This is a genomic window from Populibacterium corticicola (assembly GCF_042683685.1).
Classification (GTDB): Bacteria; Actinomycetota; Actinomycetes; order Actinomycetales; family Cellulomonadaceae; genus Timonella; species Timonella corticicola.
Map to the genome: position 1 here is coordinate 500,415 of NZ_JBHUOP010000003.1, position 24,263 is coordinate 524,677.

18 protein-coding genes are annotated in these 24,263 nt (G+C 60.1%); 12 read left to right on the forward strand and 6 right to left on the reverse strand.

The features are described from left to right. Nucleotides 1-60: 60 nt before the first annotated feature. From ACFSYH_RS09140 to ACFSYH_RS09150, 3 genes are all read left to right on the forward strand, one after another. On the forward strand, nt 61-1,350 hold the full coding sequence (locus tag ACFSYH_RS09140) for an ABC transporter substrate-binding protein (protein ID WP_377466602.1): 1,290 nt from the start codon (nt 61-63) through the stop codon (nt 1,348-1,350). A 75-nt stretch (nt 1,351-1,425) separates the two neighbouring features. Beyond that, nucleotides 1,426-2,604: a glycoside hydrolase family 15 protein gene (locus ACFSYH_RS09145; protein ID WP_377466603.1), complete on the forward strand. Its 1,179-nt coding sequence runs from the start codon at nt 1,426-1,428 to the stop codon at nt 2,602-2,604. Nucleotides 2,605-2,623: 19 nt separating this feature from the next. After that, nucleotides 2,624-4,888 (forward strand): glycoside hydrolase family 31 protein, encoded by a 2,265-nt coding sequence (locus tag ACFSYH_RS09150; protein WP_377466604.1) that lies wholly within the window; start codon nt 2,624-2,626, stop codon nt 4,886-4,888. A 118-nt stretch (nt 4,889-5,006) separates the two neighbouring features. Here ACFSYH_RS09150 and ACFSYH_RS09155 read toward each other — a convergent pair whose 3' ends face one another. Both ACFSYH_RS09155 and ACFSYH_RS09160 read right to left on the reverse strand, forming a co-directional pair. After that, a complete protein-coding gene (locus ACFSYH_RS09155) occupies nt 5,007-5,588 on the reverse strand; it encodes a hypothetical protein (RefSeq protein ID WP_377466605.1) in 582 nt (193 codons plus the stop codon). Nucleotides 5,589-5,883: 295 nt separating this feature from the next. Further along, nucleotides 5,884-6,615: an EAL domain-containing protein gene (locus ACFSYH_RS09160; RefSeq protein ID WP_377466606.1), complete on the reverse strand. Its 732-nt coding sequence runs from the start codon at nt 6,613-6,615 to the stop codon at nt 5,884-5,886. A 304-nt stretch (nt 6,616-6,919) separates the two neighbouring features. Between ACFSYH_RS09160 and ACFSYH_RS09165 the strand changes: the two genes are divergently transcribed. Continuing rightward, nucleotides 6,920-7,777 (forward strand): GGDEF domain-containing protein, encoded by an 858-nt coding sequence (locus ACFSYH_RS09165; protein WP_377466607.1) that lies wholly within the window; start codon nt 6,920-6,922, stop codon nt 7,775-7,777. A 173-nt stretch (nt 7,778-7,950) separates the two neighbouring features. Here the strand turns inward: ACFSYH_RS09165 and ACFSYH_RS09170 are convergent, their stop codons facing one another. Together ACFSYH_RS09170 and wecB are read right to left on the reverse strand one after the other, a co-directional pair. Then, entirely contained in the window at nt 7,951-9,441 is a 1,491-nt protein-coding gene (locus ACFSYH_RS09170) for a glycosyltransferase (RefSeq protein ID WP_377466608.1), read from the reverse strand. Next, the gene (wecB, locus tag ACFSYH_RS09175; RefSeq protein ID WP_377466609.1) at nt 9,434-10,738 is read right to left on the reverse strand and encodes a non-hydrolyzing UDP-N-acetylglucosamine 2-epimerase; all 1,305 of its coding nucleotides are present in this window, start codon (nt 10,736-10,738) and stop codon (nt 9,434-9,436) included. The genes ACFSYH_RS09170 and wecB overlap by 8 nt, the downstream gene beginning before the upstream one ends. Nucleotides 10,739-11,094: 356 nt before the next feature. Between wecB and ACFSYH_RS09180 the strand changes: the two genes are divergently transcribed. The 8 genes from ACFSYH_RS09180 (at nt 11,095) to ACFSYH_RS09215 (ending at nt 20,047) form a co-directional block, all read left to right on the forward strand. Then, the gene (locus ACFSYH_RS09180) at nt 11,095-12,792 is read left to right on the forward strand and encodes an FAD-dependent oxidoreductase (protein WP_377466610.1); all 1,698 of its coding nucleotides are present in this window, start codon (nt 11,095-11,097) and stop codon (nt 12,790-12,792) included. Between the two features lie 60 nt (nt 12,793-12,852). Continuing rightward, nucleotides 12,853-13,143 carry a metal-sensitive transcriptional regulator gene (locus ACFSYH_RS09185; RefSeq protein WP_377466612.1) on the forward strand — a complete coding sequence of 97 codons (291 nt, stop codon included), beginning with the start codon at nt 12,853-12,855 and terminating at the stop codon, nt 13,141-13,143. 508 nt (nt 13,144-13,651) lie between these two features. Further along, nucleotides 13,652-14,710, forward strand: a complete 1,059-nt coding sequence (locus ACFSYH_RS09190; protein WP_377466613.1) for an LCP family protein — start codon at nt 13,652-13,654, stop codon at nt 14,708-14,710. Nucleotides 14,711-15,003: 293 nt separating this feature from the next. Further along, nucleotides 15,004-16,002, forward strand: coding sequence for a metal ABC transporter substrate-binding protein (locus tag ACFSYH_RS09195; RefSeq protein WP_377466614.1), 999 nt, complete (start codon nt 15,004-15,006; stop codon nt 16,000-16,002). After that, the gene (locus ACFSYH_RS09200; protein WP_377466615.1) at nt 15,999-16,721 is read left to right on the forward strand and encodes a metal ABC transporter ATP-binding protein; all 723 of its coding nucleotides are present in this window, start codon (nt 15,999-16,001) and stop codon (nt 16,719-16,721) included. Before ACFSYH_RS09195 ends, ACFSYH_RS09200 begins: the two co-directional genes overlap by 4 nt. A 139-nt stretch (nt 16,722-16,860) precedes the next feature. Then, entirely contained in the window at nt 16,861-17,685 is an 825-nt protein-coding gene (locus tag ACFSYH_RS09205; RefSeq protein ID WP_377466617.1) for a metal ABC transporter permease, read from the forward strand. Nucleotides 17,686-17,732: 47 nt separating this feature from the next. Further along, on the forward strand, nt 17,733-18,581 hold the full coding sequence (locus ACFSYH_RS09210) for an aldo/keto reductase (RefSeq protein ID WP_377466618.1): 849 nt from the start codon (nt 17,733-17,735) through the stop codon (nt 18,579-18,581). A 182-nt stretch (nt 18,582-18,763) separates the two neighbouring features. Beyond that, nucleotides 18,764-20,047 (forward strand): threonine/serine exporter family protein, encoded by a 1,284-nt coding sequence (locus ACFSYH_RS09215; protein ID WP_377466619.1) that lies wholly within the window; start codon nt 18,764-18,766, stop codon nt 20,045-20,047. 1,005 nt (nt 20,048-21,052) lie between these two features. Here the strand turns inward: ACFSYH_RS09215 and ACFSYH_RS09220 are convergent. Next, nucleotides 21,053-22,249: an HNH endonuclease family protein gene (locus tag ACFSYH_RS09220; RefSeq protein ID WP_377466620.1), complete on the reverse strand. Its 1,197-nt coding sequence runs from the start codon at nt 22,247-22,249 to the stop codon at nt 21,053-21,055. Next, entirely contained in the window at nt 22,215-23,975 is a 1,761-nt protein-coding gene (locus ACFSYH_RS09225; RefSeq protein ID WP_377466621.1) for a BCCT family transporter, read from the reverse strand. Before ACFSYH_RS09225 ends, ACFSYH_RS09220 begins: the two co-directional genes overlap by 35 nt. Between the last annotated feature and the right edge of the window lie 288 nt (nt 23,976-24,263).

The window sequence follows — 24,263 nt, forward strand, 5'->3', positions numbered from 1 at the left end:
CAACGGACTCAACCAACCCCGTTGCCGCGAAGGAGCGGCACAACTGAAAGGACCCACCCCATGAAGACACCGAAGACCCGATCTCTCGGCGTGAAACTCATCGCGTTCTCAGCCGTATCGATGCTTGCCCTCACAGCCTGTTCGCAGGGGTCTGCCACCAAGCAGGAACCAGGCTCCACCTCCTCGGGCGATGGCGACAGCAAGACGGTCGTCCGCTACATGAACTTCTCAGCCAACGGTGGGAACGAGGAGACCCTCGCTGCCATCGAGGCGGCATTCGAGGCGGCGAACACCGACATCGACGTTCAGATCGAGACCCTTCCCTACGACGACTACTTCACCAAACTGCAGACCGCCGTCGCGGGCAAGACCGTTTCAGATGCCTTCGAGCTGAACTACGAGAACTTCGTGACCTACGCCGCGTCCGGTGCCCTCGCAGAGATCCCAGTGTCGAATACCTCCGCCTACAGTCCACGGGTGTTCGAGGCATTCCAACACGATGGCAAGCAGTACGGTCTGCCTGTCTCGTTCTCCAACGTCGTGCTGTTCTACAACAAGGATCTCTTCGACAAGGCTGGCCTCGACTACCCGACAGCGGACTGGACCTGGGAGGACGAGCAGAAGGCCGCCGAGGCCATCACCGACAAGGACGCAGGGGTGTGGGGCGACTACCAGCCAATCTCCTTCCACGAGTTCTACAAGGCCCTGGCACAGACAGGTGGTCAGTTCCTCAACGACTCTGGAACCGAGGCCACAATCGCGACGCCGCAGGGCGAGGCTGCGGCAACCTGGCTCATCGAGAAGTCAGGCGTCTCGATGCCCACTGAGGCAGATGGCGCTGGCACCCCTGACTTCGACACCAACCTGTTCAAGGAGGGCAAGCTGGGCATGTGGCACTCGGGCATCTGGATGTTCGGCGGCCTAGCCGAGGTCGAGGGACTCAACTGGGACATCGTGGTCGAACCGGGCAACACCCAGAAGGCCTCGGCCCTGTTCGCAAACGGTGCCGCTATTTCCGCCACCTCACCGAACCTCGAGGCAACCGCGAAGTGGGTCGAGTTCCTGACCTCCTCCAAGGAGATGGTGGATCTGCGACTGGAGAAGGCATGGGAACTGCCGCCAGTGGCCGATGACGCACTGTTCGCACCGTACCTTGAGCAGACGCCACCAGAGAACCGTCAGGCCGTCATCGACTCCCTCGACGCGATCGCGATGCCGCCTGTTGTGGTTCAGCAGCAAGAGATGCAGGACATCGTCGGTGAGGAACTCTCCAACGCCGCAGCGGGCCGCAAGGACGTTGCGACTGCGTTGCAGGACGCACAGGACCGCATCAACGCCACACTCGAGTAAGACTCGCCGATCGAATCGTGGGGTGGGGAGAACCCGCTCCCACCCCACATCAGTACTACACACATAAGGGCAGATATGTCAGCAACGGCTAACGTACGCGAGATTCTCCGTACACGGGGCATCTCGGATGAGAGGCTCGACTTCCTCATCCAGCACAGCGCCGAGGTCATCCGTGGTTTCCAGGAGCCAGACGGCGCCTACCCGGCGAGTCCAACTTTCTCCGCCTACAAGGGGTACTCATGGCTCCGCGATGGCTCGTTCATCGCTGAGGGGATGTCTCGGTTCGGCGACGTGAACTCGGTGGACAACTTCCACAACTGGGTCAACGCCACCCTGTCGGGACGCCGCGAACAGGTGGACGACCTGGTGGCACGCCACCAAGCCGGTCAGGACATTCCGCTTGCGGACATGCTGCCCACTCGTTTCACCTTCGACGGACGCGACGGCTCCGACCCGTGGTGGGACTTCCAGACCGACGGGTACGGGATGTGGCTGTGGCAGGTCGGAGAACACGTAACCCGTCACGGAGTGGATCCAACGCAATGGGCCGCAGGCTTGGCCGTGGCCTTCGACTTCGCTGCGGAGTTCTGGCAGACGAACTGCTATGACTGGTGGGAGGAACACTCCGAATGCGTGCACACATCGACGTTGGGCGCACTGTTCGCCGGCTTTGAGGCGGTGGCCCGTGGCAGCCTTCTCGATGCCGAGCGTACGGCACGCTCGGTTGAGCTTGCAGCCGCGGTGCGCGAGTTCGTTCTGGCGAAGGCCACGGTGACAGGCAGAGCGCAGGACCCATCTGCCCCTCATCTCGCGAAATGGGTTGGCTCCGAAGCCGTTGACGCGTCCCTCGCGGCCTGTGTCGTGCCCTTTGGCATCGTGGACATCGACTCCTCGCTGGGACACAACACGATCGATGCCGTGGAACGCGACCTCAGCGTGGATGGGGGAGTACATCGCTTCCGCGCGGACGTGTTCTATGGCGGCGGGCAATGGCTGTTGCTCAGTTGCCTCGTTGGCTGGAACAAGGCAGTGGCCGGCGATGTCGCAGACGCCGCGCGATATCTTGCATGGGTTGCTGAGCAGGCTCGTGCGAACGGGGACATGCCGGAGCAGGTCGACAACCACCTGAACCATCCCGAACACGAGGCCGAGTGGATCGAGAAGTGGGGTACCGTGGCGACCCCCCTGCTGTGGTCCCACGGCATGTTCCTGACCCTTGCCCACACCCTCGGCCTCATCTCCTCGAAAGCGTGATTCTGCAATGTCTCTTACCGTGACACACCGCCCGTACGGCATCGAACACCCATATGCGACCTCTGCCGACCAGCGCGTTCCCGTTCACCCTGCGATTCAGCAAGATTTCTCCATCGGCGCGGTGGTGACATCCGACGGCGATCCGCAGGTGGAACTGCACTACACGCCTGATGGCCAGGAAACCCAGATCATCCCATTGGCGCCCTACTCCCCAAGCGCCGCCGATGCGGCCGCGCTCGCAGGAGGTGATGGGCACCTCGCGTCTGCGCAGGCGGCGCAACTCGAGTCGGACGGTGCGTGGTCGGTGACGATCCCAGGGCTTCGTGCAGGGCAGAGCGCGAGGTATCGCATCGTGGCAACGCAGGGATCGGAGAGCGCCGAAACCGCAGAGTTCGTCGTCTCGCCCACGCAGTGGGTTGCAGACGCCGAGGAACCACGAGGGAAACTCACCATCAATGGGGGTCATGCGCACGACAGGCTTGTACCGGGGTCTGTCGAGTGGCAATCCAACGCGGATGGACTCCTCAAGGTTCGTTTTGCACTGCGCTTGGAGGACGCGGAGCACGTTGTCGGGTTCGGTGAGCGATACGACCATGTGGACCAGCGTGGGCACACACTGGACGCGGTCGTCTTCGAACAGTACAAGAGCCAGGGGGAACACCACCGCACCTACATGCCCATGCCTTTCGCCCACGTCATCGGCGGAACTGGGTGGGGCTTCCACGTGGAGACCCTGCGTCGGTCCTGGTACGACGTGGGCGCGTCCACCGCGACCAAGCTGTTTGTCGAGGTCGCACTGGGCGGGTCACAGTCGGAGGAGTTGAACGTACGGATCATGGATGGTTCGGCACAGACTGTGCTCTCCGCATTCCTCGACACCGCGGGCCGCCCAGAACAGATGCCCGAGTGGATCTTCGAACTGTGGGCCTCGGGAAATGAGTGGAACACTCAGCAGATCGTCATGGATCGCATGGATGCGCACCGTGACCTAGACATACCGGTCGGAGTCATCGTCATAGAGGCGTGGTCGGATGAAGAGGGAATCACCATCTGGCGTGACGCGGAATACAGCGTGAACAGCGACGGTTCCGCGCACGCATTCGAGGACTTCACGTTCAATCGCGAGGGTGCCTGGCCCGATCCCAAGGCCATGATCGATGAACTGCACTCGCGCGGTATCAAGGTCATCCTGTGGCAGATCCCGTTGCAGAAGACCTCACACGATCTGGGCGACTCGGTACCTCAGGACTCGCAGGTACTGACGGATGGCCGCGCAATGGTCGAGGCTGGTCTCGCGGTGCGCGAGGCTGACGGCACGCCGTATCACAATCGAGGATGGTGGTTCCCGCAGGCACTGATGGCTGATCTCTCAACGCAGGAGGGGCGTGACTGGTGGACAGAGAAACGCCGTTATCTGGTTGAGGGTTTCGACATCGACGGCTTCAAGACCGACGGCGGCGAGCATGCCTGGGGATGGGATCTCCAGTACGGCGATGGACGCCGGGGCGACGAGGGCAACAACCTCTACCCGGTGCATTACGCTCGTGCGTTCGGCGATCTGCTTCGGTCTGCGGGGAAGGCACCCGTTACGTTCTCGCGATCCGGGTTCACCGGCTCGCAGGCGCATGGCCTGTTCTGGGCCGGCGATGAGAACTCGACCTGGCAGGCATTCCGCAACTCCGTGGTTGCCGGTATCACGGCAGGCTCGTGCGGAATCCTGTACTGGGGGTGGGACCTGGCCGGTTTCTCGGGGCCTGTGCCGGACTCCGAACTCTACATTCGTGCGACCGGTGCCTCCGTGTTCATGCCGATCATGCAGTATCACTCGGAGTTCAACCATCATCAACGTCCCCTGCGCGACCGCACACCATGGTACGTGGCGTCAAGCAATGAGACTCCCGAGGTGGTGGAGCAGTTCCGATACCTCGCAAAGCTTCGCGAGGCATTGGTCCCCTATATCAAGGAGCAGGCGGACGCCTCAGTCGAGACCGATGTCCCGCTGCTGCGAGGGCTCTTCTTCGACTACCCGTTAGACGTAAGAATCTGGGAGCATGACACGCAGTATCTGTTCGGTGACGCCTTCCTCGTGAATCCCGTCCTCGAAGCAGGCGCAGGCACGCAGCCGGTTGCCACGTACCTGCCGGAGGGCACTTGGGTGGACGTGTTCACCGGCGATGAGCACGAGGGCGGACAGGTGGTGTCGCGTACCTACACACTGCTTGAGGTGCCGGTGTTCGCCAAGGTGGCGCAGTGGCCAACGCTCCGAGGCGTCTTCGGCCTCTAGGGGCATGCCGTCACGCGCCTGGACCGCGTAAACCGCGACCCAACCCGCCCCACACGAAAACGAGCCTGCCGCTGGAAAAAGCGGCAGGCTCGTCGTCAAAGAATCACCATCTGATCGACTACAGGTCGGCGTACATCAGCCGAGCGTACGCATGGGTGACCACGTCGGGGACAATAAACGTGAAAAGGACAGTATCTGAATCCTGGGTTTGAATAACAGTTTTCCGGTCCGTGGCCTCCCCACAGAGCACTTCGTTTTCTTGCTTCCAGTCCGGAGTGCCCTCATCAGGGTCGTTATCTGTGTTGCCTGATTCGATACCGACTACGAGTTTCGCGGAGGAAAGGCCCTGGCAGTCCAGTTCGATAATCAGGTAACGGTTCTTCTCAACCGCTAAACCGAGGCCCATTCCTGAGGGCGTGTCTTCGGTTGACTTAGTTCCCGCTACGATTCTGCCGATTTCCGTGTCAGTTACGGGTGGGATCTCGAACGCAGGTATATCAGTGACCGTGTCCGTGGGACTGAGGCCGTCAATGTACTCGATGAATGCCCATGCTTTGCCAATGCTTGGTGTGACTTCCTCTAATGAGAGGGTGACTATGTCTCCTGTATTGACTTGCCCTGCACGTTGCGTGTCGGAGGTTGGGCCGCATCGTGTTGCGTGCTGTTTCGCTGTATCCGCGATGGTTGTGTTCGCAGACATGACGGAAGTTTCATCTCCGGTGCACTGCAATGTTACGGCTAAGTCGCCATCGCGGGGTGCAATGATTTTGAAATCGGTCGGAGGTTTATCGAGTGCGTATGAACGCCCTAACTCGTTGATCGCAGGTTCAGGAACACCGTGTTCAGCCCAGAAGGAGAACTTTGCCGAGGGGGTGGACGCGCTGCTCTGAGTTGGAGCAGGTGACGGATTGACTGGGCTACATGCTGTAGCCCCTAACACCACTGCAATCGACGCGAGGGGTGCCGCAAACAGTGGGGTCTTTTTGTGCATAACCCTATTTAGCGTCGAACCAGAGCCGTTCTTCAAGTTCCGCGATCGTGGCGGAGATATTCTTGGCGGGCACTGCCGCCGAGAAGTAGTATCCCTGCGCGAGCTCGCATCCGAGTTCCTGCGCGAAGATGAGTTCCTTGGCGGTTTCCACTCCTTCTGCGAGGAGTAGCGCGCCAGCCTTGCGCGACTCATAGACGAGGCTTTCCACACGGTCACGGGCCCAGCCGTGGTGATGCGCACTCATAAGGACGAGGCGATCGAGTTTGACGATGGTCGGCTTGAGATCGTGAATGCGGAACTCATCGTTGTTGCCGACGCCCGCATCGTCGATGAGCATGAGACAGTCGAGTTCATTGATGCGTTCCCTGAACTCGAGGTCATCACGGATGGGACCAGAGCGTTCGAGTACCTCGATTCCCCAACGACGTTCCGGATGCGAGGAGAGTAGCCTCTCGACGGCATTATCGAATACGGTGCATGCGGACATGTTGAGAGTGCACCACAGTTGTGGTGGGAGCGCCGCAGCCTCACGCACGGCAATTTCGACGAGTGGAACCTCGAGTTGCTCATACCAGCCCTCATTCCGGGCGCGCATGAGCAGCGGCCATGGCGAATCGCCCACTGCAGAACGTGCAAGTGCCTCCACCCCGGTGACTCGCCAGTTTTCTAGGTCAACGATCGGTTGAAAGTATGCGGTGAGCCGCGACAAGTCTGTTCTGATCTCGGAAATCGCCATATGATTTTCACCCCCTCCTTTACGACTCTACAGGGCTAACTTTCTGCAGGCCAGACCTAAGTGGATCAGGCTAGCATCCTCTTCTATTTAGAAACATGGGAAGCACTCCCCAATAATGCGATATATTGTGCCCCACTGCAGGATTTGAATGGAGCGGCGTCCTATGGATAAACGTGCAATGGAGCGCATATATAAAAGACTACTTGGACGAAGTTCAACATACTCCTCAGTGAGCGCTCTCTTAGCAGGCCTCCTTAGCGTGTCGCTGATAATGAACTTGCTTGGCCCTAGAAAAGATCTCGTCGTGACTCTAGGTAATGTGGGCGTGCTCCTGCTCATGTGCATGGGATTTGGGCTTTACGCGATCATTAAGGGTAAGAACTTATCGCACAAGGCCGGGTTGCTCTTCGTGGCTGCTCATGGCGTACTCTCTGCTGGAGTGCTGGGGTTTACCCATGATTATCTGCGCGCAGTTGCCGTACTGCAGGAAATGCCGTTGATCGCCATCTATCTTGCGTGGTTCTATCCGCGTGGGACCGCCCGAAAAACGATGTTCGTCTATGCGAGCGTGATCGTTTTTGTCAGCATAATCGGACCTTCTGGCTACCTCAAGGGTTTCAGCACTTGGCATGAGGTGGTGCGCCTTGTTGTGTTCCTCGCGCTGTCCATGGAACTCGGCTATCTGTGGCGGCGGCGAGTTGACAGCGACAACCAAATCGACATGTTGACGGGAGTGCTGACCCGGGGCGGTCTGAACGTTCATGCTCAGCGAGAAATCGCACGTGCCAATAGATACGACACGCCACTCTCGTTTGTTGTTGTTGACCTAGACGATTTCAAAGATGTGAATGACACTTCTGGTCACACCATGGGCGACCGCGTATTGACGCAGGTAGCTGAAGAGTTGAGAACTAGTGTCAGAACCACGGACTTGGTGTTTCGAGTTGGCGGAGATGAGTTCGTCTTGTTACTGCCGCACACTTCCCTGGAACAGGCATCGCAGCTTGTGAACAGGCTACGTTCGCAGGCATCCCATCCATGGTCTTGGGGTGCTACGCAGTTGCGTCCCGGTGACACGGTGGAATCAATGAGTATTCGTGCAGACTACAGCATGTATCGAGACAAGAAGAGGCGGCATAACGAATCTCAGAACGGACAGTAAACTTCCGTAACCACTTACCCGCATGGTGGTCTTCTGGGATTAGGACGGTTCTTCTTGGTTGGTGATTCCGGAAAATCACCATGTTGGTGTGGGATTGATGGACGTTCGGTTAGATTGACGACGATTCCTCCGGCTGGGGTAATGTCTGTCCCGACCCAGCATGTCTGGGAGGCCTAGGGGAGTGGCCGGGTTTCCTTGCTTGCGTTTGGTGCCGGAATGTCGATCGTGGGATGGGGAGGTTCGATCTCTCCTGGAGTGCCTGGTGCGGCGGGGGCGTCGGTGGCCTCGTCATCGGGTGCGATCTGCTCGCGGGCGGTCTTGGCCCACGTGCGAGCACCGGTGAGTTGTCGGAACAGTGCCCGATACACAACCGGATAGATGATCCACGAGTACATGAGATACACATGTGCAAACAGAACATTGATCAAAAAGCCCTTGAGTCCACGCCGTCGCCGTGTGAAGAGCACCCCAACCATGCTGGGCATGGCCGCGAACGTGTACAAGATGATCGCGAACAGGATTGACCAGCGTGGCTCCACGATCTGCAGCGCCAAAAACGCGAAGGACATCACGAGCACCATGCCGAGCCACGCCTGAACGAGAGGCGTCAGCAGATACCAGAACTGATCGAGTTTGGCGGAAAACGGCAAGCCCCTGTTCCGTAGCGAGGGGCGGATCAGATCGAACACCTGCCAGGTCCCCTGAGACCAGCGGGTGCGCTGACGCATGAGCGCGCGCAGGGAGTTCAGTCCCTGCTGGTTGATGGTGACCTCGGTGGACTGTTCGCCGCGCCATCCGGCATGCATCATGCGCAGGCCGATGTCCTGGTCCTCGGTCAGGCGCCCCGAGGCCCAGGGGCCAACGCGTCCGTGCGGGTCAGGAACGGCAACGGAGTCGAGCGCCGCGAGCCGGTTGAACTGGCCGTTTCCGCCCATGTTGGCTGTGCCCCAGCCGGTGCGACCAAGCTGGAAGATCGTGCCGAACACCCCGAACTCGATGTCTTGGGCGAGGGTCAGCAGCGAGGTGCGGTTGTAGATGCGCACCTGGGATTGGACTCCACCCACGAGGGAGTTCGTGAAATGCCTGGCCACGCGTCCTGCGGTCGGGTCGAGTCGGCCATCCGCATCGACGATCGTGACGATGACCTTGTGTGGGTCCCAGTCCTTGTAGATCCCCTCGGAGAGAACCCTCGAGTGTAGGAAGCGCCAGGCGTCGTTGAGTGCCTCGGATTTCCCCTGCCGTGCGTTTGGGTGCACGCGGGTCAGTACGGTGAGGCGTTCGATCTCGTTTTGTAGCGCGGCGAGGATTTCACCGGTGTCGTCATCGGAACCGTCGTTGATGACGAGGATGCGTGCGTGTGTGACGTCGACCTGGTTGAGTCGCTGCACGGAGTCCGCAATGGTCACGGCCTCGTTGAGCGCCGGGACCATGAAGACCCATAGGAAATCTGCTTCATGCTCTGCAGGGTCGATCTGTTTTCGCTTGAGGTTCAGCGCGTGGGCGAACTGCCTCTGGGTTTTGAAGAGGAGCACCCCGAGTGACACGAATGAGGTCAAGATCATGAACAGCGCAACCCAGAAGAGCGGGATCGCCCAGATGGGCAGCCCCGCGTAGAGTTCCGCCACGAATGCAAGTGCGGTGCGCAGCCAGGAAAGGCTATTCATGACTGAAATCTAACCCCAACCTGCGTGATACCGCAGTGCGAATCTCGCTGCTCTGGAAGTTCTCCGGCGGTGGACCGTCAAGGAAGATATGGTCGAGCGCTGCAACGATGCGCTGGGACGCAAGACCGTCTCCATAGGGGTTCTTGTGGCCGGACCTGCGAGCATACTCGGCCGGATCGTCGAGAAGCGTGCGTGCTTCGGCCACGATGGTGGCCGGGTCAGTGCCGACGAGCAGTAGAGTCCCAGCCTCGACTCCCTCTTGGCGTTCGGTTGTGTTGCGTGCGACAAGGACCGGGGTGCCGAGTGCGGGAGCCTCTTCTTGGATGCCGCCGGAATCGGTGATGATGATGCGGGCGACCGACATGAGCTTCGCAAAGGAGAGATAGTCGCGTGGGCCCACGAGATACATGTTGGCCTGGGTGGAGAGGGTTTCGAGCATGGGTGCTCGTGCGATGGGGTTGGGGTGCATCGGAACCACGAAGTCGGCATCGTTGTAGATATCGGACAGTTCCCTGATTGCGTTCGCGATGTTCTGCAAACCCTCGCCCCAGTTTTCGCGGCGGTGTGCAGTCACAAGCACGAGCCGACGCTCGGGGTTGGCTGCTGCGTGGCCCTCTGCATCGAGGTAGGTGGCCTCGAGAGATTCCAGGCCTTCACCGAACCCTCCGCCCTGTTCGGTCGCCCAGTGCAGCATGTCGATGGAGGTGTTTCCGGTGACTAGGATGCGGTCGTAGTCCACGCCCTCGCGCACTAGATTCATCTTGTTGGCCGTGGTCGGCGCAAGATGTAGGGCCGCGATGCGGGAGATGAGTTGGCGGTTGCCCTCCTCCGGGAATGGGGAGAGTAGGTTGGATGTGCGTAGTCCTGCCTCGACGTGCACCACGGGGATCTGCAGGTTGAATGCCGCAACTGCAGCGGCCATGGCGGAACTCGTGTCACCGTGGACGAGGCACACCTGGGCGCCGTGCACTGAACGGCGTCCGGAGTCCTGGTATTCGGCAGGGAGGGTTTCGGAGGACCAGATGCGGTCGATGCCCACCATGATGCGCGCAACGACCTCGTTGAGCGAGGGACGGCGGTCATCAACCGGTGCCGATGCCCGCAGGTTGACGTCGAGACGTAGGCCGGAAGCGGTAATGAGGTCTTCGACCATGTCCGTGTGCTGGCCTGTGCTGACCACAACGGGCCGGAACTTTCCCGAATCCTGTAGGGCGCGGATGACGGGGATCATCTTGATGGCCTCTGGCCGGGTTCCAAAGACGACGAGGACGCGGGTGCGATCTGCGTAGGGGATCATGGGTGCTCCTCGAGCGCATGCTCTTCCGATGGATGGACAGGTGCGGCAACTACCTACGCGCCCTTACCTATCCAATCGGTAACTTGTGGGGGTTCTTGAAGTGTAGAGCCAAAAAGTTATTGGCGCCTGTGAGTGCGTACTGATGATCGAGGGAGATTGTTCACAAGTGCACGAGGTTGTTGGGTCGATGGGACCAAAATGTTCCGGGTGGGCTAAAAGGTTTTGGGTATTCGGACGAAAAATGCCCCATCGATCGTGGGGTGCGGATCACAGGGGTGCCACCTTGTGTGCAATATACCCCTGGGGGTATTCTCGTTCTTGGTTGAGAACCACACACCAGCGGAAGGCGCAACCACATGAGAATCGTGATCGTAGGCGGAGTGGCCGGAGGCATGAGTGCAGCAGCCCGCGCCCGACGCCTGAGCGAATCGGCTGAAATCATCGTGCTCGAACGCGGCCAGCACCCATCCTTCGCAAACTGCGGCCTGCCCTACTACGTGGGCGGAGAAATCGAGGACAAGTCCAAACTCCTCGTACAGACCCCGCAGTCACTGCGCGCCTCACTCAACCTGGACGTGCGTATTGGTCACAACGTCACCGCCATTGACTCGGAAACGAAAACAGTCACCGCGCACACCGCGGACGGCCCGGTTGTGATCAGCTACGATGCGCTCATCCTCGCACCAGGCGCTCGGGCACTCACCTTGCCGATTCCGGGAATTGACTCGCCCCGTGTCACCACACTGCGGACTGTCGACGATGCGGTCGCTCTCCGCGAACAGGTCACCTCCCAGATCGGTTCCGCTGGGCAGGACGCCAACGATGCGCACGCAGTGGTCATCGGCGCGGGATTCATTGGGCTCGAAGCTGCGGAGGCTCTGGCGCTCGCAGGTTACAAGGTATCCGCGATTGAGCGTGCCCCACACGTATTGCCTCCCGCTGAGGTTGAGGTGGCAAGTCAGGTTCGGCTCGAACTCGAACGTCTAGGCATGGACGTGTACGAAGATGCCGAGATCACCTCGATTACCAACGGCGGCAGCAACTCCGATGTGGTCAACCTTGGTACAGGCGAAACCATCCCCGCGCACATCATCGTGCTCTCCGCTGGCGTTACCCCAGACACGGACTTCCTCGACGGATCGGGCGTTGAACTCGACAACCGGGCCATCGTGGCCGACGCACACGGACGTACCAGTGTGCAGGGGATCTGGGCGGTCGGTGATGCAACCGTCCAGACCGACAAGGTCACCGGGGCCCGACGGCCAGTCATGCTCGCCGGTCCCGCCAACCGCGCCGGACGGCTCGTCGCAGATGACATCCTCAACCCCGACGCTGCGCGCGAGATCCCTGCAACCCTCGGAACCGCAATCGTGCGCGTTGGAGAACTGACCGCAGCCATGACCGGTGCCAATTCCCGCAGTCTCACGGCGGCAGGCGTCGCGTTCCATACTCTGCACCTGCATCCGAACAACCATGCCGGATACTTCCCCGGAGCCACCGGCCTGCACCTGACCGTACACGTACGCGAAGATGACGGGCTGCTGCTGGGTGCCCAGATCGTCGGCAATGAGGGCGCTGACAAGCGCATTGACGTGCTCGCCACGGCGATCCGGGCGGGCCTGACCGCACCAGAACTCATCGACCTCGACCTCGCCTACGCGCCACCATACGGGTCCGCCAAGGACCCAGTGAACTTCGCGGGAATGGTCGCCGAGAACGTGCTGACCGATCAACTCGCCCTGTGGTATCCGCACGAATACTTAAGTTTCGGGGACGACGTGCTCGTGCTCGACGTGCGCACCGCCGCCGAATGGGCAACCGGACATCTGCCAACCGCCCACCATGTTCCGCACACCGAACTGCGTGATCGCCTTGCCGAGGTGAGCGAGCTTGCACAGGGGCGGAGAATCCGTGTGACCTGCCAGTCCGGTGTGCGCTCCTACATCGCCCACCGCATACTCACCGAGGCCGGATTCGACAGCGCGTCCCTCTCGGGTGGCATGATCACCTATAAGGCGATCATGGGGATCGACGATCTGGTCACCGGTAACTGACCTGGCAGGGAACAACCGGCGGACACGGCTTGCGTGAGAACGAAAACGAGAGAGGGAAACATGTTTGAGGGACAAGAAGAGGCGCAGCGCAAAATCCTCAACCGACTCAAGCGGGCGCGCGGACAACTCGACGCGGTCATAGGCGCGGTTGAATCCGGTGCACCATGCCGAGACGTGGTCACTCAACTTTCGGCGACCTCGTCCGCCCTGGACCGTGCGGGATTCGCAATCGTGTCCACCGCGATGAGGGAATGCGTCGTCTCGGATGAGGGGCTCAAGGAAGCCGGAGACGACTCAGGCGAAAAGCTGACCATCGATGAACTCGAAAAACTATTCATGATGCTCGCCTGAGCGGCGTGCGTCACCCAACGAGAAAGAAGACTCCCCATGTGTCGACCAGTCAACTGTAGGGAATGCGGAAAGACCACCTGGGCGGGCTGCGGCCAGCACATAGACTCCGTCAAGGCTCAGGTACCCGCAGGCCAGTGGTGCACCGGCCACTCGAGGACGGTGAAGACCGGGGCTCAGGGAGGAGACCCGCAGCAGCGGGGGTTCCTCGCACGCCTGTTTGGCCGCTGATCCCTGCAATCCGAACCTCCTAGCTCCTCAACCCCTAACCCTTCAACTACCTAGATCCTGAACCCTGCGGCCTACCTCCGCGGCCTTGATCGAACTCAGGCATTTACCCGCGAGATCAGCCCGCTACAGGTTGATCTCGCGGGTAAATACCTGAGTTCGGCGAAGCGGATAGGCGTGGACAAGGCCCTGAGAGGGATAAGCGCAGGAATCTCGCGTATCTTCACGCAGTTTCCACCCGTTCTGACCGGCTGCGAAGTGCTGGTCGTGGAAGAATGGCCGTGTGACTAAGAATCCAGCCGCAGACGCCATAGACGAGTCCAAGGGCGAGGTGCCACCGGGATCCCGCAGACACGAGAGAGCGCAACCACCACGTCGTGGGCTTCGGCTCCTCGTGTGGGCGATCGCTACCCTTCTCGTGATTGTTCTGGGTGCGGTGGGATGGTTTGCGCTGTCGCTCAACAGTAGTTTCAACAAGGCGGAGAAACTCTCCAACGAGAATGTCTTCCCCGATGACGCGGACCGTCCCGCCGCATCTGAGACCGGCGCGCTGAACATCCTGTTGCTTGGCTCCGATACTCGCGGCGAGTTGGATGACGAGATAGACGACATTCGCGGTCAGCGTTCGGACACGATCATGGTTGCTCACATCTCGGATGACCGCGAGTCAGTTCAGGTCATGTCGATCATGCGCGACAACTGGGTTGAGATTCCGGGGCATGGCTATAACAAGATCAACGCTGCCATGGCCTTTGGTGGCATCCCTCTCGTCATTCAGACGGTGGAGGGAATCATCGACTCCCGAATCGACCACGTCGCGATCATCGACTTTGAGGGATTCAAAGGTCTCACCGATGCACTCGGCGGCGTGACGGTGGACAACCCGCGTGAGTTCACGTCGCGTCACGGTAAGACTCACTTCGCGAAGGGCACCATTGAACTCAATGGAACCGAGGCGCTGGAGTTCGTGCGTGAACGGTATGCGTTCCCCGATGGTGACTACAGTCGCGTGGCCAACCAGCAGTTGTTCGTGAAGGCGATGGTCAAGGAGGTCCTCTCGCGTGACACGCTCACGAGCCCCGCGAAGATCTTGGACTCGGTGGATGCCTTCGCCCCATACATGAAGGTTGACGAGGGGTTGTCCGCGACTGCGCTGTCCTCGCTCGGCTACTCGATGCGCAACCTGCGCGCAGACGACATGTCGTTCTTCACGTCCCCGAACCTCGGCACGGGTCGCGAGGGCAGCGCATCTGTCGTGAAACCGGACTGGGATGAACTCGCGAAGGTTGCCGAGGCATTCAAGTCGGACACCTTGGGCGATTATTTGGCTAACCAAGACTGACCGGCACGTACAGACGGGGCGCACACCATATGGTGTGCGCCCCGCTTTTGTATGCCCGGAGTCTGGGGTTGGCTGGAGGACGGTGGGGCCAAATTAGTCCGGTTGCACGGTTTTTGTGCGGGGCACTGGGACAAAAATGCCCCATCGAGTGGTGGCGTTATAGGGCATGTGGTGGTCGCAGTGGTTGGCGATTTATCTTCATTTAAGGCTATGCGGAATTAAAAGTTCGGGCGGCCGAACTTTTAAGGTATGCTCGTGGAACCTGATCGTAACTGCCAATGAGGAGGCGCCCCATGAGTCGCAAGATTTCCGACGAGTCCCCACTTTCCCAGTCCGCTCACCATCCGCGGTGGCGTGCCCGGGTGCGGGGACTGCGGTTGGCTGGTCTTGCACTGGCGCTTGCGGCTGGTCTGGCAGCCTGCACCGATGGCGCAGGAAACAACGGCGCGGACGCGGAACGCGATGAAGACGTGCCATTCGTACTCACCACGTTCACGGTCCTGGCCGACATCGCGCAGAACGTTGGTGGAGAACACGTGCGAGTCGAGTCGCTGACCAAGGTCGGGGCCGAGATCCACGGCTATGAGCCAACTCCCGCCGACGTGCGCCGCGCTGTTGATGCCGACCTGGTGCTGGACAACGGGCTGAACCTGGAGGCCTGGTTTGAACGCTTCCTCGCCGACGTGAAAGTCCCACGCATCACCCTGTCGCAGGGAGTCGAACCAATCGACATCGCCGAGGACGCCTACGCAGGCAAGCCAAACCCCCACGCATGGATGAGTCCACAGAACGTGGAGATCTATGTCGACAACATCGTCGAAGCGTTCACGCAGTTACAGCCAGACCACGCAGAAGACTTCGAACGCAATGCAGCACACTACACCCAAGAGCTACGTGAGGTTGCCGGTCGGCTTGACCAGATCGTCGCCAATCTGCCAGAAAACCAGCGGGCGCTGGTCACCTGCGAGGGAGCGTTCAGCTACCTCGCACGTGACGCGGGACTGACCGAGGCGTACATCTGGCCGGTCAACGCCGAACAGGAAGCCACGCCAGGACAAATCACGCGGGCCATCGAGTTCGTGAAAGCCAACGACGTACCCGCCGTGTTCTGCGAGAGCACGGTCTCGAACGCCCCAATGATGCAGGTGGTGGAGGCAACCGACGCTGAGTTCGGTGGAACGCTGTACGTGGATTCCCTCTCCGAGCCGGATGGTCCCGTGCCCACCTACCTCGACCTCATCACACACGACGTGAACACCATTATCGACGGACTCACCGGTGGTGCCTCGTGATCGAGGTGCGTGACGTACACGTACGGTATGGCGACAACATTGCCCTGAACGGCGCATATGTGACCGTGGACGCGGGCACGGTCACCGGACTGATCGGCATGAACGGAGCCGGGAAATCGACTCTGTTCAACGCGATCATGGGCGAGGTACCGCTGACGCACGGTTCGATCCTGATCGATGGTCACACACCCGCCCAAGCCAGGAAGCAGAACCTGATCGCATACGTCCCACAGGCCGAGGCCGTCGACTGGAGCTTCCCGGTGTCAGTGCGCGATGTCGTGATGATGGGGCGTTACGGGTACCTCGGCCCGGCCCGGCGTGCGCGCCCAATTGACCGGGAAGCCATCGATGTCGCTCTCGAACGCACCGGACTTTCAGAGTTGGCAGACCGGCAGATCGGCCAGTTGTCCGGTGGACAACGCAAACGTGTGTTCGTCGCGCGCGGAATCGCTCAGGAGGCACGCGTGATGCTTCTCGACGAGCCGTTTGCCGGGGTGGACACCACCACCTCACGCGCGCTCGGATCGGTTCTGAGTGAACTGGCGGATGAGGGGAGGACGGTGTTCGTGTCCACTCATGACTTGGCGGCGCTGCCCCAGTTGGCTAGCGAGGTGGTGCTGTTGTTCCGTCGTGTGGTTGCTTCAGGACCACCCGACAAGGTGTTGACACCTGAGAATCTTGCCGTGGCATTCGGCATGAGGCCTGGAGGTGAAGGGTGACTGGGAACAATGGCGATGGGGTTGCAGGCTCGGGCAGCGCGAGGTGCGACATGGTGATTTTCCGGGATCAACAACCAAGAAAAACCACCCTATTCACGGAAAAGCACCATGTCGGTTATTGGGTTGAGGAGGGGAAGGCATGATCGATTTCTTGACCCAACCGTTCGCGTTCGAGTTCATGCAGCGCGCCTTCCTCACATCGGTGGTTGCGGCAGTCCTGTGCGCGGTGTTGTCCTGCTGGTTGGTGCTCATGGGCTGGTCGCTCATGGGGGACGCCGTCTCACATGCGGTGCTTCCCGGAGTGGTGCTTGCCTACATCGTGGGCGCGCCGTTCTTCCTTGGCGCGCTCCTGTTCGGGTTTCTCGCGGTCGCGCTCATCGGTGTGGTGCGCGACGGAACCCGCGTGAAAGAGGACGCCGCAATGGGAGTCGTGTTTACCTCCCTGTTCGCGCTCGGCCTCGTGCTGATCTCCGTGACTCCAAGCCATGTGGACCTCAACCACATCGTGTTCGGGAACCTACTCGGTGTCTCCTGGGCGGACGCGGTTCAGATCATTGGCGTGGCACTGGTGGCGCTCGCGGCCCTGCTGATCAAACGGCGGGATCTGACGTTGTTCGCGTTTGATGCGCGGCATGCACGGGCCATTGGGATCAATCCTCGGCTGCTCTCGGGGTTGTTGCTGGCTATCTTGGCGTTGACCAGTGTCGTCGCCCTCCAAGTGGTGGGCGTGGTGCTCGTTGTCGCGATGCTCATCATCCCGGGCGTCACCGCACGCCTGCTCACTGACCGGTTTGGCAGGATGCTGTGGCTCGCCCCTGTGCTGGCTGCCGTGTGTGCTGTGGTCGGGGTGTACATCTCCTATTACCTCGACACCGCCACCGGTCCCACGATCGTGCTGTGCCAGGGTGCGCTGTTCGCGGTCGTGAAACTGGGTCGTATGGCCTCACATGGGGTTCGTGTATAGGCTTCAGTGGGGAGAAAACCCAAGCCGCACACGCGAGAGGACGCATGATGACCACTCCAACCTTCGTTGCCCACGACGGATTCACCGCGCCGCAGATCGGATTCGGCACCTACAAGATGAACGGCGTGCACGGCGCACGCAACATTGTGGAAGCTGCCAAGATCGGATACCGGCTCTTCGACTCCGCATTCAACTATGAAAACGAAGGTGCCGTGGGGCATGCCGCGAAGCTCATCCAGGAGGAGGGCATCGCACGCCGTGAGGACATCATCATCGCCTCAAAACTCCCCGGCCGCCGCCACGAATACGATTCTGCGCTCGTCACCATCGAGGAATCACTGTTCCGCGCCGGACTCGACCACTACGATCTGTACCTGATCCACTGGCCCAACCCCATCGTCGACAAGTATGTGGAAGCCTGGAGCGCGCTCATCGAAGCGCAGAAGCGCGGCTATGTGAAACACATCGGCGTCTCCAACTTCCTGCCCGAGCACCTGGAACGGCTGGAACGCGAAACCGGCGTCATGCCCGTGGTGAACCAGATCGAACTGCACCCGCACTTCCCACAGCTCGACCAGATCGCGTTCCACAAAGAACACGGCATCATCACCCAGGCGTGGAGCCCACTCGCACGCATGGAATACCTGCTCAACTACGACGTGCTGCAGAAGCTTTCGCTCAAGCATCGCAAGACCCTTGCCCAGATCGTGCTGCGCTGGGAAACCCAGATCGGTGCCATGCCCATCCCACGCTCAGGTTCAGCCGAACGCCAGGCTGAGAACTTCGACATCTTCGACTTTGAGCTTTCCGCCGAAGAGGTGGCTGCCATCAGTGCGCTTGGACGCCCAGACGGACGTATGAAGGGCCAAAACCCCGCCGAATACGAGGAGTTCTAGCATCTCCTTGAACGGGTAGGAGATTGCTTGAGTGTGGGGGTCGCCTGTACTCACACTCAGCAGCCAACCACGGCGGGAGCACATCCCGCGGCACACCCCACGAGAGTGCGGGAACCCGCAGTTCCCTTAGGTGCGCTTGAAGTGTAGTTTGTGGGTGTACACCATTCCCACAAGGAACAGCCATGCACGAAGTCACGGACACCACCGTTAGTCCGCCCAGCGCCTTTGCCCAGTTAGGGGCTTTCCTTCTCGACGCCGGATACGCAGTCACCGACGTTGACTTTTCACTGTATAAAGTTGCCGAGAAAGCAGGCTATCCGGACATGGCCTTCGTGGTCCTGCCCGCCACCGTGTTCGCGTCCGACCACCCAGGTGACGCCACAACCGTGGTCAATGCAACGGGCGTTGAACTCCCTCTGCTCATCACCGCCCGAGCCAACCTGCTCGTACGCAGGCTTCTCGCGGGGAAGGTCCCGTTCTGGCGCATTCCCGAGCACATCGCCAAGGTTCGCGCGTCGACCGCACACATCACCTGGTGGGAGCTACTGCTCGGCTCCTCCGGTCTGGCTGGAGGTCTCGGTGTTCTGTTCCGCATCCCCTGGTGGGCGGTCATCGCGACCTTCGTGCTCGGAGCACTCATTGGCGTAGCCATCCACCTCGGCTCCAAGGTCCGGGGAGCGGGAACGATCATCACGTTCCTTGTCGCCTTTGGAACCACACTGTCCGTGGGGCTGCTTGCCTCCCACTTCGAGCTTGGGCCGATCCCTCTGTTCGCGGTCTGCGCCCCTCTCGCCGTCCTTGTCCCGGGAACCACGATCACAAACGCGCTGCTGGAACTGAGCGCGACGGACATGATCACCGGCTCGTCGCGACTCATGTATGGCCTGCTGGTACTGGCCTTCATGACGGTTGGCATCGGCGCGGCCGCCATGGCGACCGGGCTGCGCATCGACGCGTCTGCGGCGCATCTGCTTGGCGACGTTACCCGCGTCAGCACCGACATGGCCGGTATTTCTGCCCTCCCGCCGCTGTGGTTCTCGTGGATCGGCGTTGTGGTTATGGCTGCCGGGATCGGTCTGGCATTCAAGGCTGGGTGGCGGCTTACGCTGCTGTCGATTCCCGCGATGCTGCTCACCTACGCCGGGATCATGGTGCTCACTCCGCACATCGGCAGTATCGGCGCGACGGGCGTTGTGGGTGCGGTGTTCTTCTTCTTCGCACGAGTGGTCGAACGGTTCGAGCCGCGGGCGCCAGCCATCGTGACGTTCCGGCCCGCGTTCATCCTGCTGGTTCCCGGAATCGTTGGCCTCGTTGCGCTCACAACCTTTGACAACCAAACCGTGGTGACTGCGCTGGGCACGTTCCTGAGCCTGTCCATCGGCACTAAGGGCGGGGCTGTCGTGGCTGATCTGATCTTCCGGCATGAGCCAAATGCCGAGGAGCCATTCAACGACATGGCGGCGTGATACCGCGCTAGGTGTCACTATGCATGGATTCCCTGCCCACTCGATGGTGACCTCCTCGCCAGCTCCTCCCTGTCCGATGTTGCGGTTCTGTCGGCATTGTTGCTGTTTATTGGCGTAACATCGCCGACAGCACCGAAACATTGCCCCGCCATGCGCAACCACTCGCGGTGGTGAGATGCAGGAGGAGTGGACTACTCGTCGGAAATCAGCACAAACCATCCACACTCGATGGGCTGTTTTCGGTCCGGGTGCATGGATAAAGTATGTGCCCCCGGCGCGTTTTCGGCCCACCGGCTTGTGAGTAACACCTGTTATGTTTCAGGACATCGGTGACAATTCTGTATCAAGCCGTCGGTAACACCTGATGCGAGTCCGCAACGTTCTGACAACCTGTCAGGCCGTTCACGAAACCTCTCCCATAAACCCGGCCAAAAGACAGATAAAACGCAGGGAATTCCAAGGTTCGGTCCCTACTGTTGAGTGTGTTGGATCGGTTAGAACAGACGGTTTCACTTCTCGGGGGAGAGTTGACAACCGGACATCACTTCAGTGCCTCGACACCACTGCGGCTAGCCTGATCAAACAAGGAGAAGCGAGTGCTCCACAGGGAAGGTGCCGACCTTCCTCGAAAGCTATACAGCCGGTTCCGTTCACCAGAACGGGACCGGCTTTCGCTTTGTGGTGTTAGGTGCTACGAGAAACAGTTACACCGAAACTCGGTGGGCTGTTTTGGGCCCGCGTGCATGGATAAAGTATGTGTCCCCGGTACCTTTTTGGCCCTTCGACCGACAGCCCTTTCGACCGCGGGGCTCTTCGACTACAGGGCTCATCGACCGGCAGTTGCCCGTTCGTGACTAGGAAGCCGTATGGTGCTTTTCCGGGATCAGGGTGTTTTTTCTTGGTTGTTGACCCCGGAAAATCACCATGTTGGTAAGAGGGCTCGCCAGGATTGCTGGTGGTTGCTGGAGTGCTGCTCGGAGTGAGGGGAATAAGGACTCCCCACGCCTACTGGTTCTTGGCGTACTCGTATCCCGCAGCCTCGGCATCCTCGCCGGTCACGAAGCACTGTTCAGGGTGCGTGATGTTGTACCAACGCCCGCCGGGGATGTGATATTTCCACCCGTTCGAGCCTTGGTTGCCCTTGACCGGCGCATAATCGGGGCATTCGGTCTTGCTTGCGGGCGCGACACCGGCGCTGTGGTCCTTTGAGGACTTCTTGTTCGTGTTCTTTGCTGATGTGTCGGCCTTCTGCGAAGCCGCTGACGTGTCTTCATCCCCTGCCTCTGATAGCGGCGGCACCTCAGCAAATGCGGGGATCTCCCCAGAACAGCCAGACAGGATGCGGGCAATCGTATGCTTTTCGGCGATGGTGACCCACAGGTTGTATTTCGCTTTCACATCGACTTGGGTGGCAACGTACTGGCATCTAAACGAGCGGTTCGACGGTAACCAGGTCGCAGCATCGCTGTCGCCCTTCTTCTGATTTTCTGAGCCCTTCACTGCCAGCAGGTTGAGTGGGTCGTTTGCGAAATCGGTGCGTTCGCCCATACTGAGCTGTTGAGCGCCCTTCTGCCACGCATCGGACAGAGCCACCACATGGTCGATCTGTACCCCGGCTGCGTCCTCTGCACGGTTGAACTCCATGCGTGAACCGGTGAATGGATCGTCGAGCACGCCCACGGTGATCACGCATTTGTTGGTGTTGGGTTTGTGTTTCAGGTCGCTGAGGTCGCGCCGCAGTATGTCGTTGCGGGTGTCGCAGCCGTTGCGGTCGCGGTCGTCCCAGCGCTTCCCAAACTCGTCCCGTGAATATCCGGTCTTTGGTGCCCGACCTCTGACTGCGAGGGTGTCGAGCTTGGCAAGTGCCGCCTCGTATGTGGCTGACTGTCCGGCAGCGGTGTCTGGGACCGTGGCGAATGCGGCTCGGGTTGCTGCAGTCCGAACCTGTTCCACCACGTTCAGACCTTGACCGGCCCCAACTCCGATGGCCCCAAGTTCGCGCGCGGGGGAGACCACGCCGCCTGCGGCGTGGACGGGTGCCGCAATCAGAGTGAGGAGTAGGGCGAAGAGGGGGACTCGTCGGAAAGAGAAGCGCATAAGTGTTGTATCGGCAGCCCTGTGGATCAAGTGCATGGTTGCGATGTTGGATTGACGACGATTCGGCTGGTTAGTTGTCCGTCCGTTGCGTCTCGGGGTGGTCATTTGAGTTGGAGGCTCCCGTTGGCGAGGTTATGGCTGGTGCCTCGGGCATGATGGCGGGCGGCTGTGCCGACCGTTGGCCGGGACGCTTTGGGTGTGGCCAGCGGACCTTCGGCAGGTGGAAGGCTGGAGGCGACGACTCGACTTCAAGGCCGTAGTACTCACCGATGTGATCGCGGAATGCCCTGCGCTGTGCCTTCTGATAGGCGCGGATCTCACGGTTAAACGCTGTGACAAGGGACCAGCAGAGCAGGAGCATCACAAATGAGAACGGCAAGGCTATGAGTATTGCCGCAGTCTTGAGCGCGTCGAGACCACCCGCGAGTAGGAGAGCGATCGCAAGGAGGGAACTCATGCACGCGAAGGACACCTTGAGCCAGCGAGGTGGCTCCTCCTGGCCGCCGGAAGCAATCATCGCCATAACAAGCGCACCGGAATCCGCTGAGGTGACAAAGAAGATCGCGATCAGGACAACCACACCGATGGTCAGGAACGTGGTGCCTGGAAGATGGTTGAGCAACGCAAAGAGCGACTCCTCGACATTCACGGAGCCGTCGGCGTTGATGAGTTCGGCGCGACCCGTGAGCTCAAAGTAGATGCCCGTTCCACCGAGCACGGAGAACCACAGGAAAGTCATGAGAGTGGGTACCAAGAGGACCCCGGTCACGAACTCCTTGACCGTGCGTCCCTTCGACACGCGGGCGATGAACACGCCAACAAAGGGAGCCCAAGACATCCACCAACCCCAATAGAACGTGGTCCAGGCACCCTGCCATTCCTCACCGGCCTCGCCTTGGAAGGCCGAGACCGTGAAGGCCTGACCTATGAAAGTCTGCAGGTAACCACCGAGGGACTGGACAAACTCGCGCAACAAGAAGACGGTTGGGCCCGAGAACAGCACGAACATCAGAACCAAGGCTGCAAGAACGAGGTTGATGTTGGACAGGTACTTCATCCCCTTGGACACACCCGACACGACCGAGTAGATGACGAAGCACGTGATGATCGCGATCAGGACGATTTCGAGGGTGGTCGATGGTTCGGCAATGCCGATGTAACCCAAGCCAGACGCAATCTGCATGACACCCAAACCGAGAGAGGTTGCCACACCGAAGATCGTGCCCACCAGTGCGATGGCGTCGATGGTGTTTCCCCAACGGCCCTCAACCCGTTCCCTGCCGAGCAGAGGTTCGAGCGCCCACCGAATCGAGATGGGGCGCTTACGGCGGTGAATCGCGTAGGCCAACGCGAGACCAACCACTACGTAGATTGCCCAGGCGCTCACACCCCAGTGCAGGTACGTCTGACGCAACGCATATCCCGCAAGTTCCTCCGGCGTGCCCGTGACACCTGGTCGTGGACTCGCATAGTGGCTCAAGGGTTCCGAGACACCGTAGAACACGAGACCGATACCCATGCCGGCCGCGAACAGCAGGGCGAGCCAGGACATGTTGGAGAACTCCGGCTCATCGTCATCGTTGCCCAGTTTGATGTCACCGTACTTGGAGAAACCTACGTATAGGCAGAAGGCGACAAAGAACGCGGCAATGAGCACGTAGTACCAGGAGAACCAGCGGACCACCGTGTCTTGAATGTTCTGGAAGAGCGACTCCGCGGCGTCGGGCGCAATCATCGCGAAGGTCACGAACACGAGGACCGTGATCGCTGCTGGCCAGAAGACCGCTCGTGCTACTGGAGACTTACCTGATGGGCGTGCTTGGGAACTCATGAGTACCAGACTAATTTGCCGCCAACTTCTTGTCTTCCCGACTTCCCATCTCTCACCCTTAGTTAGTGCAGATCAGGGGAGCGACGACTAGTGCGAGGACGCTGTCCTCGGGCAAGGAGACTCAGGTCTTTACACCGTGCTTTCCAGTTGGACTGTGTCTGCCTTTCCAGATGGAAAATCTGGTGTTGATACCCCGTGTTTCCGTTCGGGAAGTTGCTGTTATCGGTCACTGCTTTCCGCCTGGATAACATGTTGCTTCCTGTAAAACTGTTCAACTGGAATGTTATG